Annotated in this window: 17 protein-coding genes; 7 read left to right on the top strand and 10 right to left on the bottom strand. The window is 35.1% G+C overall.

What is annotated here, in order from left to right; translation table 11 throughout:
* Positions 1 to 6: 6 nt before the first annotated feature.
* The gene (locus ES724_RS05085; protein WP_146930426.1) at positions 7 to 267 is read left to right on the top strand and encodes a hypothetical protein; all 261 of its coding nucleotides are present in this window, start codon (positions 7 to 9) and stop codon (positions 265 to 267) included.
* Positions 268 to 371: 104 nt separating this feature from the next.
* Positions 372 to 494, top strand: coding sequence for a hypothetical protein (locus tag ES724_RS16885; RefSeq protein WP_262489276.1), 123 nt, complete (start codon positions 372 to 374; stop codon positions 492 to 494).
* 55 nt (positions 495 to 549) lie between these two features.
* Here ES724_RS16885 and ES724_RS05090 read toward each other — a convergent pair whose 3' ends face one another.
* Positions 550 to 1350, bottom strand: coding sequence for an XRE family transcriptional regulator (locus ES724_RS05090; protein ID WP_394345067.1), 801 nt, complete (start codon positions 1348 to 1350; stop codon positions 550 to 552).
* Between the two features lie 98 nt (positions 1351 to 1448).
* A complete protein-coding gene (locus tag ES724_RS05095) occupies positions 1449 to 1934 on the bottom strand; it encodes a YciE/YciF ferroxidase family protein (protein WP_026837587.1) in 486 nt (161 codons plus the stop codon).
* A gap of 307 nt (positions 1935 to 2241) precedes the next feature.
* On the opposite strand from ES724_RS05095, the gene ES724_RS05100 reads away from it, so the two are divergent.
* The gene (locus ES724_RS05100; protein WP_146930429.1) at positions 2242 to 3273 is read left to right on the top strand and encodes an App1 family protein; all 1032 of its coding nucleotides are present in this window, start codon (positions 2242 to 2244) and stop codon (positions 3271 to 3273) included.
* Positions 3274 to 3321: 48 nt separating this feature from the next.
* Here the strand turns inward: ES724_RS05100 and ES724_RS05105 are convergent, their stop codons facing one another.
* Both ES724_RS05105 and ES724_RS05110 read right to left on the bottom strand, forming a co-directional pair.
* The gene (locus ES724_RS05105) at positions 3322 to 3969 is read right to left on the bottom strand and encodes a sterol desaturase family protein (RefSeq protein WP_170249850.1); all 648 of its coding nucleotides are present in this window, start codon (positions 3967 to 3969) and stop codon (positions 3322 to 3324) included.
* A gap of 12 nt (positions 3970 to 3981) precedes the next feature.
* Positions 3982 to 4596, bottom strand: coding sequence for a deoxynucleoside kinase (locus ES724_RS05110; protein WP_146930431.1), 615 nt, complete (start codon positions 4594 to 4596; stop codon positions 3982 to 3984).
* A gap of 222 nt (positions 4597 to 4818) precedes the next feature.
* Here ES724_RS05110 and ES724_RS05115 point away from each other — a divergent pair, with 222 nt between their 5' ends.
* Positions 4819 to 5739: a DUF302 domain-containing protein gene (locus tag ES724_RS05115; RefSeq protein ID WP_146930434.1), complete on the top strand. Its 921-nt coding sequence runs from the start codon at positions 4819 to 4821 to the stop codon at positions 5737 to 5739.
* 4 nt (positions 5740 to 5743) lie between these two features.
* Here ES724_RS05115 and ES724_RS05120 read toward each other — a convergent pair whose 3' ends face one another.
* Positions 5744 to 6664, bottom strand: coding sequence for an AraC family transcriptional regulator (locus ES724_RS05120; RefSeq protein WP_317129748.1), 921 nt, complete (start codon positions 6662 to 6664; stop codon positions 5744 to 5746).
* Positions 6665 to 6791: 127 nt separating this feature from the next.
* Here ES724_RS05120 and ES724_RS05125 point away from each other — a divergent pair, with 127 nt between their 5' ends.
* On the top strand, positions 6792 to 8291 hold the full coding sequence (locus tag ES724_RS05125; RefSeq protein ID WP_146930439.1) for an aldehyde dehydrogenase family protein: 1500 nt from the start codon (positions 6792 to 6794) through the stop codon (positions 8289 to 8291).
* 14 nt (positions 8292 to 8305) lie between these two features.
* Entirely contained in the window at positions 8306 to 8671 is a 366-nt protein-coding gene (locus ES724_RS05130; protein ID WP_146930442.1) for a DUF779 domain-containing protein, read from the top strand.
* Positions 8672 to 8707: 36 nt separating this feature from the next.
* Here the strand turns inward: ES724_RS05130 and ES724_RS05135 are convergent, their stop codons facing one another.
* The 3 genes from ES724_RS05135 to ES724_RS05145 are packed head-to-tail and all read right to left on the bottom strand — an operon-like array spanning position 8708 to position 12764.
* The gene (locus ES724_RS05135) at positions 8708 to 9088 is read right to left on the bottom strand and encodes a DUF6122 family protein (protein ID WP_394345068.1); all 381 of its coding nucleotides are present in this window, start codon (positions 9086 to 9088) and stop codon (positions 8708 to 8710) included.
* Positions 9089 to 9138: 50 nt separating this feature from the next.
* The gene (locus ES724_RS05140; protein WP_026837593.1) at positions 9139 to 9453 is read right to left on the bottom strand and encodes a DUF202 domain-containing protein; all 315 of its coding nucleotides are present in this window, start codon (positions 9451 to 9453) and stop codon (positions 9139 to 9141) included.
* Between the two features lie 17 nt (positions 9454 to 9470).
* On the bottom strand, positions 9471 to 12764 hold the full coding sequence (locus tag ES724_RS05145; protein ID WP_146930445.1) for an amidohydrolase family protein: 3294 nt from the start codon (positions 12762 to 12764) through the stop codon (positions 9471 to 9473).
* Positions 12765 to 12835: 71 nt separating this feature from the next.
* Here ES724_RS05145 and ES724_RS05150 point away from each other — a divergent pair, with 71 nt between their 5' ends.
* Positions 12836 to 13351, top strand: coding sequence for a DinB family protein (locus ES724_RS05150; RefSeq protein ID WP_146930448.1), 516 nt, complete (start codon positions 12836 to 12838; stop codon positions 13349 to 13351).
* Here the strand turns inward: ES724_RS05150 and ES724_RS05155 are convergent.
* Positions 13348 to 13800 carry a universal stress protein gene (locus ES724_RS05155; RefSeq protein WP_146930451.1) on the bottom strand — a complete coding sequence of 151 codons (453 nt, stop codon included), beginning with the start codon at positions 13798 to 13800 and terminating at the stop codon, positions 13348 to 13350. The genes ES724_RS05150 and ES724_RS05155 overlap by 4 nt on opposite strands.
* A gap of 10 nt (positions 13801 to 13810) precedes the next feature.
* Positions 13811 to 14731 (bottom strand): 2-hydroxyacid dehydrogenase, encoded by a 921-nt coding sequence (locus ES724_RS05160; RefSeq protein ID WP_146930454.1) that lies wholly within the window; start codon positions 14729 to 14731, stop codon positions 13811 to 13813.
* Between the last annotated feature and the right edge of the window lie 4 nt (positions 14732 to 14735).

Genomic DNA, 14735 nt, shown 5'->3' on the forward strand with positions numbered 1-14735 from the left:
AAACTTATGAGAAAATCAATTTTAGTATTAGCAACGGCCTTTACACTTACCGCATTTTTCACTTCATGTAGAGATACAAAAAAAGAAAGTGACGATATGGAAATGAGTGATGATATGGACGACATGGATGATATGGATGATGACATGAACGATGAGATGGATGAGGTAGGAAACGACTTAGAAAATGCAGCCGATGAAACAGGTGATGCTATAGAAAATGCAGCTAACGAAGTTGAAGCTGAGGTTGAAGGAACAGACGATATGTAATATATTGCGCTAATACAGCAGCAAATTGCAAGCAAGACAAATAATCACGAACACTGTAATTAGAAATGATTTGGTGTTTTAAAACAACCACTAAACTTTAAATTATGAAAAAAATTGTTTTTTTATTAGCGCTAACCTTTACTTCTAGTATTGTGTTAACCTCTTGCCGAGAAGAAAAATCTGGTATTGAGAAAGTTGCTGATGATGTTGAAGATGCTGTAGATTAGCATTATAAATCAACTAAAATATTTAAAAATCCATCTCTAACCAAGATGGATTTTTTTAATGCTTAAAAGTTTTAAATTCACTTTTTAATTCTTCCATAGATTCTTGTAGTTGTCTAAGCAAGCCACTTTCTGAGGTGGCATCTATACTAAATGTAAGCTTGCTATTTACTTGCCACAATTCCTGGATATCATTTATTTTAACTTCTACAGGAGCATATTCTTCATTAATAGAGATAAGTACTACTTTAAAAGGATCGTCCAGTTTTTTGATCTTTTTTACAAGAACCGAATCATATAATACAACCACATAGATCTTGTTGCTGCTAATTTCTGTAATACTCGGAATTCCTTTTCCTAAAACCCATTCTCCTGGACGTAAATTAGGCATCATACTATCTCCTTCTACTTGAAAACCTCTATAAGAAGCATTTCTAAATTCGGGTAAAGGAATATCAAAAGCTGGTAATTGTTGGTACCACTCTACATCTTGTACGTTATGTGGGTAACCGGCTGCAGCCTTTTGGTTTACTAGAATTATATTTTCTTCCTCTCCGCTGTTTACAGTGATAACTTTTGGGCTAACATCTCCTTTATTTATTTGCAGATATTTTTGAGCACTCTCCCCAAATAACCAAAGAGGATTCACGCCAAATTGACCTAACAATTCGGCAACTATTTTGCCTGAAAGTTTGGTGCGGCCACGTTCAATATCGGCTGTAGAATTTTTAATACCAAGCAATTCTGCAAACTCACTTTGCGTAAAATTGTGATCGTCGCGAATTTCCTTAAATCGCTTTATTTCAAATGTTACATCTGTACCCATAATCAAATATAACATTTTTTGGAATAAATCCATTTTATATTGGAATTTTTCCTACATGTAAAATCCACATAAAAAAACCCTCTATGATATACTATTTTAGAGAGCTTTTAAATTACCAAAATTTTATTGATCTAAGCTTTTGCTTTCTTATTCAATCTTTTTTCAGCCAGATCATCTAATTTCTGGTCAGCTTTATACTCTTCATCTAAAGTTTTCTGAAGTTTTTTTGCGATACTGTCATGTCCAAGTTCTTTTGCGAACCGAACTGCAGTTCCATATCCAGATATCTCATAATGTTCTACTCGTTGTGCCTCTGCTATTAATCCGGCGTCTTTCACTTCTGGATCTGCTTTTTGGTCAATCATAGATTGAGCTTCCTTAACCAAACCTTCCATAGCTTTGCATTTTTCACCGGTAGGTTTAATAGAAAGTTCCTTGCAAATCTCTTCAATACGTTGCTTATGAGTTTTTGTTTCTTCTAAATGACCTTCAAATGCTTTTTTTAACTGAGCATCATGAGCAGCTTTCATCATTTTTGGTAAGGCATCTATTAATTGGTCTTCTGCGCTGTAAAGATCTTTTAACTGATGTTCAAATAACTCTTCTAAATTTTTCATAATAATATACTTTAATGGTTATGAAACTAATGTAAAAAGTAAGTGACTCATTTTTAGTTAAATACATGATAATTAAAATCTAATTTTAGTGAATAAATTGTTAAGTCCTAATTAGTGTCTACTAATTATATCCAGACATTATACTTACAAGTTTTGGAATACTGTTTATTATTGAAAAGAAATAGAATTCACAGAGAGAACCAGTAATGAGCTCTTAAAGTTTATCTAAAATTAGCGGTAATCTCATTACTAATATTTCTATAATGGTAAATTACCTTTTTATTGGATTTAGAACTTAATTGAAAGAATGCTAAGAAGACTAAAAAGATCATTTAGTAGTAATAAAATTGAAAATGTATTAATTACTCCTTATAGAAGTTATGGAACGAAAAACCATCTCTATATTTTGGGTAGAGCTTTGGATGATGTTCCTCTTAAAATTGTACAGGATCAGTCCTTTTTTAATACTCTTAAAACCACCTATAAACAGTTTGATAGTTTTGAAATTCCATACGCTAAAGTAGAACTAAATATTCCCCAATTTCTAGATCTAAAAACTAAAGCAGATAGAGAAGGTTATTTTCTATTCGAAGAAACCTTTGCAAAAGACCTTTCCACAAAAGCAAATGATGAAGGTTGGGTTACTGTGAATTTGTTGTTTAAGAAAAGTGAAGATTCTACCCCTTCAGAAGAAAGAAAACATTTTCAAGGAGAAGTGTTAATTCCAGACGTTCATGCGGAATATGGTATAATTAGCGATATAGATGATACCATAATTCATACAGGAGTTACTTCTTTTTTAAAATGGAGGCTCCTTAAAAATTCATTGCTTACCAATGCTTATAAAAGGATTCCATTTAAAGGGGCAGCAGATTTTTATCAGAAACTTCACTTAGGAAGAAATCGTGAAAATAAGAATCCGGTTTTCTACATTAGTAATAGTCCGTGGAATTTGTACCAGTATTTAAAGCTTTTCATGGACTTTAATAAATTTCCAAAGGGACCCATTTTACTACGAAACTTTCGCACTCCTTTCGATAGATCTATTAAACCAGAAAAACCTCATAAGCAAAAAGAGATCATCAATATTTTAAAAACCTACCCGGAATTAAAATTCATTTTAATTGGTGATAGTGGAGAACATGATGCTTCTATTTATACGGATATCGCAGCTCAATTTCCAGATAGGATCTTAACTATTTATTTGAGAAGCGTAAATCATAAAAGACAGATGAGCCGGGTAAGGAGTATTGTAACCGAATTTGACACCACGCCTATATTAATGGTAGATAATTCTAATGATGCTGAAGAACATGCCCGTCAAAACGGATTTATTTAGTAAAACGAAAATCCCGCTGATTGGGGGATTTTTTTATATGATATTCTCTTAGTGTGTGGCTTGTTGTTCTAAAAGAGACTTCCTAGGCATTGTTTTAAAGATCATATCCCACAGAGGAGAGGAAACTCCAAAAGCCTTATCTGGCTCTCTATAGTGATGAATGCTATGGTGATGCCATAAGATCCTAAGAAAATTGTTGGGAACCTTAAATGCATGCACAGAATAGTGTACTCCTAAATATGCAGTATATCCCATTAGAAAACCTGCAAGGAAACCAAATGCATAATCTCCCATAACACTTCTATAGATCACAAAGAAAATAGTTGCCAAGATCAAACTTAAAACTGGAGGCATAGCCAATCTGTCTTTATCTTTCGGGAAATCGTGATGTACACCATGCATAGTGTATACAAATTTTTCTCTTTTAGGATTGGTGACCGGTAGATGATAGAGATACCTATGCATTAAGTATTCTATAAACGTAAAAAAGAACAATCCGCATAAGAAAAGCAATATTATAGTTGGTACTTCAAAGCCTTTTTCTACGATCCCAAAATATATTAGAATGATAGAGATCACAGTGAAAATGATTAAAGGCGCAGCAATATGGGTGTGCGTAAGCTTTTCTAAAATGGGATTTTTAAAAAGTTTGGCAGAGCCCTTGTGTTTTGGTCTTTTGTGCTTGGTAGACTCCATTGTCATCAAAATTTAAAATAACCCGTGCAATTGAGCATCAATTTTGCTAATTATATCTCCTAAATCCTCCGGATTATCTACAAAATTTATATTATCTACATCTATAATGAGCAAGTTCCCTTTATCATACGTATGGACCCAAGCTTCATAACGTTCATTCAGTCTACTAAGATAATCAATAGAGATAGAATTTTCATACTCTCTACCTCGTTTATGTATTTGCGCAACCAAATTTGGGATGCTGCTTCTTAGATATATAAGAAGATTAGGGCCTTCCACCAAACCTTCCATTAGGTCGAAAAGTGATCGGTAATTTTCAAAATCCCTGTTTGGCATCAATCCCATTGCATGAAGGTTAGGTGCAAAAATATGAGCGTCTTCATAAATGGTCCTGTCTTGAATAATCTTTTGACCACTTTCTCTTATTTGTAGGATCTGTCTAAACCGAGTATTAAGGAAATATATTTGAAGGTTAAAGGACCAACGCTCCATTTTATTATAAAAATCCTCGAGATAAGGATTTTCAAGAACATCTTCGTATTGTGGTTCCCATTTATAATGTTTTGCTAATAATTTTGTGAGGGTGGTTTTACCAGACCCTATATTTCCCGCAATGGCTACGTGCATATTTAACTCTTTATGACTGGTTATTTTTTGAGGACGATGAAATTAATTCAAAGACTATAAAGATACAAGTTTTAGGCTAAAAATAGTTGATTAGAATTATTCTGGCCATGCATTATTTTTGTTTCTTCATTCAAACATAATTAACATTATTGGTTAAAGAATTATAAAGTTGAAGATTTAAGATAGTTAATGGCATATATTAATTGAAATTCTATATTAGTCATGACTAAAACTATATCTTTTTTTAGCTTGCTGCTTATATTAAACTCCTGTAATAATGATGATCCAGGAGATGTTCTTCTTTCTTCTGAAGAAATAAATATAAACGGCACAAAGTATTCTGAAAGCAAAAATAATTTTGCTAACACTTATTCCGTCTTTATAGATTCTCTTAATGCTAATGAAGCCATCACAATAGTTGCAGAAGTGGATCATGCAGCAAATGCAAGATCTGTAGGGCGTGTTCTTAATCCTACGAAAATTGTGTTCTTTGGAAATCCAGTTTTGGGAACTCCATTGATGCAGAAAAATCAGTTGGCTGGTTTAGATCTGCCACAAAAGGTATTATTCTTCCAAAACTCAGCAAACACAGTATATGCGCTATTTAATAGCGTTCCTTATTTAGAATCCAGACACGATCTTCAAGGAGTTACCACCTTATCACAAATTTCTACTGCTTTGGAGAACTTAACGAAAGCTGCTACTTCTTCAGAAATTAAACGAGCTACAGATCTAACAGCAGAATCTAAAGAAGGTATTATCACTGTTGAAAGTGTTCAAGGTTTTGAATCTACATACAATGCCTTAGAAAATGCTATCGCTTCAAATGAAAATTTAAGTATTGTTGCTCAATTAGACCATCAGGCAAATGCGGCTAATGTAGGATTGGAATTAAGACCAACAAAGATCATTATTTTTGGAAACCCTAATCTTGGCTCACCCTTAATGCAAAACAAACAAACTATAGGACTCGATCTCCCTCAAAAGATATTGGTTTGGGAAGATGAAAATGCTGTGGTGAAGATCTCCTATAATGATCCTTTTTACCTACAACAAAGATATAATCTGGAGGGGAATCAAGAGGAATTGGAACAAATTTCGACTGCGTTAGATAATTTAGCAACTACCGCAGCAGGAAATTAAGGAGTTAAGAAAACACTTGATTCTTATAACTGGAATTGAATAAACTGCGATATTGATTTGGAGTGATCTTCTCCAATCTTTTAAACTGTCTGTTGAAATAGCTAATATTATTAAAGCCAGATTTAAAGGCAATATCTGCAAATTTCCAATTGGTATTCTGTATCAATCGTTTTGCAAATTTAATGCGCTCTGCATTTAAATAATCTATTGGAGATTCACCCAAAGTATTTCTAAAGGTTCTATAAAAATTTGAAGTACTCATGCAGGCTTTATCCGCCAGTTTATCTACTGAAATATTTTCAGTGAGATGATCTCTCATATATTTCACTATAAATGCCATTCTATTATTATCGAATAAGGTGGTATTATCTACTAACATCAATTTAGCTTTGGTTTGAAGCAATCGAATAATTAGCTCCTTTACCATAAGATCTACCAACACATCTTTTGCTTTATTCCCGCTTAAAAAGGTTTGAAAGATCCTTTCCAACACAAATTGAACCTGTTCGTTGTTGTGCAGATGAATGGATTTAGCGTCAAAATTATGAGCATCGTTTTCAAATTCTATTCGGCTATTCTCATTAAATAAAGCAACAGTCTCTTTGATTTTATCAGGATCTATTCCTAAAGCCAAACACTGGGTTGGTTTTTCAATACTTGCCAACGGGAAATCTATGATCATTTTTTCATTGGCTGGTAAAACCACAGATTCTCCCGGAAAAAACTCAAATGCATCCTTATTCTTAAGATGCATTACTTTTTTACCGGTAAGCATGCTGGCAATAATTGGAAAGCCGAACTGAAGATCTACCTTTTCAGCAGCTTGTTGAGTTTCAAAAACATTGAGCTCTGCATGATTTGCACTATAAATAGTTCTATTTTCTATAAAAGTATTTAGCTTTCTAGAACTCTTATATTTTGACAAATTTGTATTCAAGACATTCAAAAATTAAGAAATTGATAGAAATGTAATAGTCTAAAGTAGAAAAGTTCAATTATTTATTAGTTTAAATATAGAAATTTATAATCAATAAATTATAATAAAAGACTATATGAATTATTCAAAGCCAAAGTTCAAAGAAAAATACGGGAATTTTATAAATGGAAAATTTGAAGCTCCAGATGACGGGGAGTATTTTGATAATCATTCTCCAATAGATAATATGTTATTGGCCAAATATCCAAGATCTAAAGAAAGTGTTGTTAAAAAGGCAATTGAAGCGGCTAATAATGCTAAAGATGCTTGGGGAAAAACTTCTGTAGGAGAAAGATCCGCAATTTTGATGAAGATAGCCGATGTTATTGAAGCAAATCTAAATGAATTTGCACAGATGGAAACTGCAGATAACGGAAAGGCAATTCGCGAGACCGTAAATGCTGATGTCCCTTTGGCAGTAGATCACTTCAGGTATTTTGCTTCTGTAATTAGAGCTGAAGAAGGATCTGCAACAGAACTTAATGAGAATACAGTTTCTTTAATTATCAGAGAACCTCTGGGTGTTGTTGCGCAGATAATTCCTTGGAATTTTCCACTTCTAATGCTTGCCTGGAAAGTGGCTCCTGCTTTGGCCTCAGGAAACTGTGTGGTTTTAAAACCTGCTGAACAAACACCTGCCTCTGCAACTTTTCTTGCTGAAAGGATAGGTGATCTTTTACCTCCAGGTGTTTTTAATGTGATCCATGGTTTTGGACCAGAAGCAGGGAAACCCTTAGCTTCTAGTGGCAAGGTAGATAAAGTAGCATTTACTGGGGAAACCACTACCGGACAGTTAATAATGCAATATGCTTCTAAGAATTTGAATCCGGTTACAATGGAATTGGGAGGAAAATCTCCGAATGTCTTTTTTAGCAGCATCATGGATCATGATGATGATTTTCTGGATAAATGTATTGAAGGTGCTGTATTGTTTGCCTTTAATCAAGGAGAAGTATGCACCGCTCCATCCAGGTTGTTAATTCAGGAAGATATCTATGATGCCTTTATTGAAAAAGTAATTGCCAGAACTGAAGCTATAAAAATGGGAGACCCATTTGATATGAACACCATGATGGGAGCTCAGGCTTCCAATGATCAGCATGAAAAGATCTTATCTTATATAGAAATAGGGAAAGAAGAAGGTGCTGAGGTTCTAACAGGAGGAGGAGCTAAAAAATTAGACGGAGACCTTTCTAATGGATTCTATATACAACCAACTATTTTAAAAGGACATAACAAAATGAGGGTTTTTCAAGAAGAGATCTTCGGACCTGTACTTGCAGTTTGTACCTTTAAAGATGAAGCCGAAGCCATTGAAATAGCTAATGATACTCTATATGGTTTGGGAGCAGGAGTCTGGACAAGAGATGCGCATCAACTTTATCAAATACCTCGTGCTATTAAGGCAGGAAGAGTATGGGTGAATTGTTACCATGATTATCCAGCACATGCTCCATTTGGAGGATATAAAAAATCCGGTTTTGGTCGTGAGAATCACTTAATGATGCTAAATCATTACAGACAAACTAAAAACATGCTAATCTCTTACGATAAGAAGAAACTAGGTTTCTTTTAGAAAATAAATATACTATGGAATTTAATCGGGTTGAAATTACAGAGGAGGCTGAAGAAATAGTAGAACAACTGAAGCAGCAACATGGTGAACTGATTTTTCATCAAAGCGGTGGATGTTGTGATGGCTCTTCTCCTATGTTATTACCCAAGGAAGATTTTTATATAGATGATAATGATATTTGGTTAGGTGAGGTTGCTGGAATTCCATTTTATATGAGCCATGATCAATTTGAATATTGGAAGCATACTCATCTTACCGTTGATCTAACCAATGGTCGGGGAGCAAGTTTTTCTTTGGAAATCCCATTAGGAAAGCGCTTTATCATTAGATCTCGGTTACTAAAAGAAGAAGAATTAGCCTACCTCAACAAGAAGGCATAATCGAAAAGGCCCTAACGCAAAAGTTTTAGGGTCTTTTTATTTTCTGAAAAACTGTACCGTCTTATAAATTTCAGATCGTAAATAACAATCGTTACAATCTGAAAACATCCAGATACAATCTATGCTGTCTGTAATCATATGAAATAATAATCCAATAAATATTAGTTTAAAAAGTTTATTCTTGATAAGCAAAACACCAAGAATATATCCCAAAATTGCAATTTCAGAATGTAACGGATGATAGCCAATTCCACACCGATTGGGATCAAAAAGAGGTGTGGCAAAAACATGGTCTAAATCTACCAACATAGTGAGAACCAGAATTAGCCAGTTTCGTTTCCATTGCTCCTTATCATACCAATAAGCAATAGCACCTATGGCGAGAAAATGAAGTGAATAATGGACAATAGATTGCAATATCAATTGGAGACTAGTAATAGTTAAAGATCGGGTTCAAACTTTTCTTTTTAAGATTTATCTTCAACATCTGGCTGTAAAAGTCTCCGAAGTTTTCTGTTCAAATGAATATATCGGTAGATTCCAATAGATATAAAAATTACACATATAAATAGAGAAAGATATCCTAACCATTGTACATGTTCATATTCCTTGATCTGTAAAATAGCTAGTCCCCCAATAAAAAGATACAAGGAAGAGCGAATGTAGGAAAGCAATGTTCGCTCATTCGCTAATTTCGTCCGCTCCAAAGCCAGATGCTCCCGAATAAATTTCTCATCGATCCTCTGAGTTTTAAATGGATTGTATAGTTTAACTCTTCTCATTTATAAAAATAAAGATTTTAGTTGTGAGTAGATTGGCAAGTACAACCAGGTGCAGTAAAACTTTGACTGCTCTCGTGCCAAGGAAATGCTTGATTGTAATTATTATTCTCCCAGTAAAATTCATTTCTTTCCTTCGGATTGTTCCCAACTTCATTCATGGTAGCAGAATCAAATAAACGTCCGTTAACCATAGTAAATTCAACTGTATTTGAATTTTGGATATCTTCCAATGGATTTTTATCCAGAACTATCATATCGGCCAATTTTCCAACTTTTAAAGATCCTATTTCATTACCCATTCCAAGGTACTCTGCTCCGTTAATTGTTGCGGTTCTCAAAGCTTCCATATTGCTCATTCCACCCATTTGTAGTAACCACAGTTCCCAGTGTGCTCCAAGGCCTTGTAGTTGCCCGTGTGCTCCAAGATTTACCTTTACACCTTTATCGCTTAATACTTTTGCAGTTTCAGAAACTAAAATGGGACCATTGTCATATTCTTCTTGTGGAAGCATCTCTCTACGTCTAGATCTGGAATCTACAATGAAACGTGGAGTGAAGGTCAATAACTTTTCATTTTCCCAAACATTCGATTTCTCATACCAGTAAAATTCTCCGTTGATTCCACCATAATTTACAATAAGAGTAGGGGTATAGCCTGTATTACTATTTCCCCAAAGTGTGAGCACATCTTTATAAACCGGCGCTACGGGAATATTATGTTCAATCCCTGTATGGCCATCTATGATCATACTCATATTATGGAAAAAAGTACTTCCTCCTTCAGGAACCACATTTAGATCTAATTCTTTGGCAGCCTGCATCACTTGTTGACGTTGCTCTCTTCTTGGCTGATTATAACTTTTTATAGAATTTGCACCAAAGGCTTTAGTTCTTCTAAGTGCAGATCTTGCATCTTCCAAACTGTTGATGTCTGCTTTAAAATCGCCATCGGCACCATAGATTATGATCCCTGTAGAAAACAATCTCGGTCCAACCATTTCTCCGTTCTTGATCATTTCTGCCATTCCAAATACCGTTTCACTTAATGCAGATGGATCATGGGCAGTGGTAACACCAAAGGCAAGGTTTGCATAAAGCGGCCAGTGTTTCTTTGGGCTAATTCCATATCTAAAGGCTCCAATATGAGCATGTGCATCTACAATTCCAGGCATGATGGTCTTTCCTGTTAGATCGTAAGTTTTTGCGTTTTTAGGAACTTCAATATCATTAGCATTTCCAAGTGCGACAATTTTATTTTCGTTTACTACAATAGTTCCATTTTCAATTACACTATCACCTTCCATAGTAATTATACGCACGTTGGTAAAGGCAATTTGCCCTTTTGGAACATCTGTCTTTGCTAGTAAACCTATTTTTAAGCCAATCTCTGTTATTGCTGAAATAGAGTCTGGTGAAGTTTCTAAAAATGTAAATTTCTGGTCTATTTCATTTGTAAAATATTCGTCTCCTAAGGTCCAGTGAACTTTGTCGCTATTATTAGACCAATGCAAATTGATTCCTGCATCTTTTGTGATCTGAGTTACCGGAAAGGCTTTGGATTTTCCGTCCAGATCTATAGGCTTCCCTGTCATTACAAAAGGCGCCACATAGGCTTTATGTAAATTTGAAAACACGATCCATTTATTATCTGGACTAGGGATCAATCTGTTTGCGTATTTCGAATTGAAATGTACACGTTCATCCTCACCATTCAGGTCTATACTTTTTAAACTCTTGGTAAGATCGCCAAAAAGGTATCCGCCAGTTTGAAAGATAATTCTGGAATCATCTTTATTGAAAACAGGAAAATCTCCTTCTTTATTTATTTTTTCTGAATTCTTCCCGTCGCCATTCATCAAATATATTCCTGGCTCCTTGGTAAATGTTTCGCCTAGATCTGTGTTTCCAGACTCCTTGGTGTACACTATTTTATCTCCATTTCTGGAGAAAGATGGGTTTCTATAGATTCCTTTTTCTGAAGTTAATGCTACCGGGTTTCCTCCCGAAAGGCTTACTTTTTTAATACTTCCTTTGTTTTGATCGTCCCAGGTTACGTAGATAATAGTCTTTCCATCTGTAGAAAAAGAAGGATCAAATTCGAAATCTGTATCCTTAGTCAAGCGTTGAGGTTTTCCATTTGGAAGTTCTTTTTTCCAAAGAAATCCTAATCCGTGAAAAACCAATGTTTTTCCACTTGGAGAAGTCACTGCATTTCTAATAGCTTTCGCGGTGAAATTCTCAGAAAATACCTTCGGACTGGAATGATGAGCTTCAGCTATTTTTATAGTTGTTTCAGCATTGAAAGGGATTTCTTTTACTTCAGAAGTTTCCACATTAATGCGTTTTATTTTTCCTTCACTCCAGATCACCACTTCTTTATTGTTCGGCATCCAGCTAAATCCAGGATATACTCCAAAAATAGCCCAAGCCTCTTGCTGGTCTTTACTTAGGTTGTCATAAACAGGTCGTTCTTCACCTGTTTTTAGATCATGCACATACAAAACAGTCTTGGTACGCACTCTTTTAATAAAAGCCAATTTTGTACCATCTCGGGAAATCTGAGGTCGTGCAGCTCCACCGGAACCTCCTGTAATTGTAAGAGTTTCTCCTGTTTCAAGATCATAACGTTTTATAACATAGATCTGTTTGTTGGGATCTTTGTTATACTGAAAATTCCCTCCAGGATACATATCTTCACTATAATACAAATAGCGACCATCTGGGGAAGTGCTAGGTTCATTCACATCCTGCTGATCGTTCTTTCTTTCGGTTAATTGAAGCCCTGCAGTTCCTGCAATATGATATTGCCACATTTCTCCTGCTCCTAAGGAACGTCCGGAGGTAAAGTGTTTTCTGGCAATTATGGAATTTCCATCTGCCGTCCAAACTGCGTTATTTAAGAGTCGAAATTCTTCGGTGGTAAGTTGTTTTGCGTTTTTTCCTTCAGCATCCATGATCCAAATATTGTCTCCACCTCCAGCATCACTGGTAAATAAGATCTTAGATCCATCTGGGCTAAATCTTGGTTGCACTTCATAAGGCATTCCCGATCTTAATAGCTCAGCTTTTCCGCCTGAAATTGGCATGCTAAAAATATCTCCTAAAAGATCGAATACTATCTTGCTGCCATCTGGACTCACATCCAAATTCATCCAGGTACCTTCATCTGTATTTAAGGGAACCTCATTGATCTTCCAATCTTTGGTATAAGGATTGGAAACATCCCATTTATCTTTTTTGTCTTTTTCCTGTGAGAATGTGGTGGCAGAGAGTAATACTAAAGCTAGTGTGAGCAATAATTTTTGAATCATATTTATTTTTTATAAGGATAGTTAAAGATACCATTTCTTTTATTTTTACATAATCTTAATATTTTTAAACTATGAAAGATAAAGATCTTCCCGAATATTGGCTTAGAGGTAAAGTTGAAGGCACTCCAGATCTTTTGCAACCAATTGTTCATTCATTGCTGCAGTCTAAACTTGAACTGAAGAAATATATGTTGGATTTTAAAGAATCTCTACTCTGGGAAAAGCCTGCAGGAAGAGCTTCGGTAGGATTTCATTTGCAACATCTCACTGGGGTTTTAGATAGATTATTCAGCTATGCTGAAGGTTTGAGTCTAACGGAAAAGCAATTAGAATACTTGAAAATTGAAGCTGTGCCTAACAGCAATGTTTCTTCAGAAATGTTGATAGCTGAATTCGATAAAAAAATTGAGGAAATACTCGAAAAGTTGAAAACCATCCCAGTTGCTAGTTTCACCGAATTTCGGGGGGTAGGTAGAAAACAATTACCTTCTTCTGTAATCGGTTTGATCTTTCATGCTGCAGAACATACCCAACGGCATATAGGACAATTGTTGGTTACAGTAAGTGTAGTAAAAGAGGAAAATTAATCTTCATTTATTGGAATAGTCAGTAGTGGAATGTTCCCATTTTTTAAGAGCTCCAGCGAAACACTTTCAGATAATAAGTTGTGCAGGAAACTATGTTTGTGATTCCCTACTATTAGGAGATCTGCCTGTAGCTTTTTTGCTTCATTTAGAACTGTTTCTACGGTTGAACCTTGAATTAGAAGGGCAGCAGATTCTATTTTTTTATCAAGAAACATATTGGTGATTGCCTGTAGCTTTTTATGTTCTTCTCTTAATTCATCTGCTCTAAAATCTCTTATGTATTGAGGTCCGGGTTCATAACCCACAAAATCTGGATGGGGATCTGCTACATGAACCACCCATATTTTAGCGTCGAATTGCAAAGCTAGCGCTTCAGCATAACCTAATAATTTCCCGACGGCATCATTAAAATCTACCGCAACCATGATATTTTTAAATACTGTATTCATAACTTATTTTTTAATATTCATTTTTCAAGTCGACTACATTTCTTAAAGGTTCGTTGTTCCTTAGCCGCATATAATTCTCCATTAGTTGATGCGCTACTTTCTTGGGATCTGTAACACTGGCAATGTGAGGAGAGATATGCACTTTGGGATGCTTCCAAAAAGGATGTTCCTCCGGCAAAGGCTCTGTTCTAAAAACATCTAAACTTGCTCCAGAAAGTTGTCCGGTATCAAGCATTTCTAAAAGATCATGTTCTACCAAGTGCTCTCCTCGGGCAATATTTATAAGGTAAGCGCCTTTAGGTAATTTTTCAAATAATTCTTTATTTAGAATGTTTTCCGTTACTGAAGTTAAGGGTAACAAACAGATAAGAATACTAGTATTTTTAAGGAAATCGTTTAAACCTCTTTCTCCGTGATAGGTGCTCACGCCATCAATTTGCTTTTGAGTTTTAGACCAGCCGGAAACCTTGAATCCGTTTTTAGATAAGGTTAAAGCTGCGGATTTTCCAAGTACTCCAAGACCCATGATGCCAATATTTTCTTCGTCTACAGTATGGTAGGCTTGTGGATCCCAAATTTTCTCACTGTGGTGCAATGATATATTTCTGATCTTATCTAATACTAAAGCTAGCACGAAAGTGCTCATATCCTTAGTAAGTTGCTCGTCTATTATTCGAGTAATAAGAGCGTTTTTAGGAATCTCGGGATCGCAAATAATATGATCTACACCCGCACCAATAGAAGCAATCACCTCTAAATTAGAATACTTGTTAAACATTCCTTTTGGATGTTTCCAAGTTACTGCGTAAGTTATTTCCTGTGGATTATGCTCTTCTGGATATACATACAACTTAACATTAGGCTGTTCTTTCTTAATAGCATTTACCCAAACTTTAGGATCCCTTCCAGGAAATATCAATAAGACTGACATCTTT

The organism is Gillisia hiemivivida, assembly GCF_007997295.1.
GTDB lineage: Bacteria > Bacteroidota > Bacteroidia > Flavobacteriales > Flavobacteriaceae > Gillisia > Gillisia hiemivivida.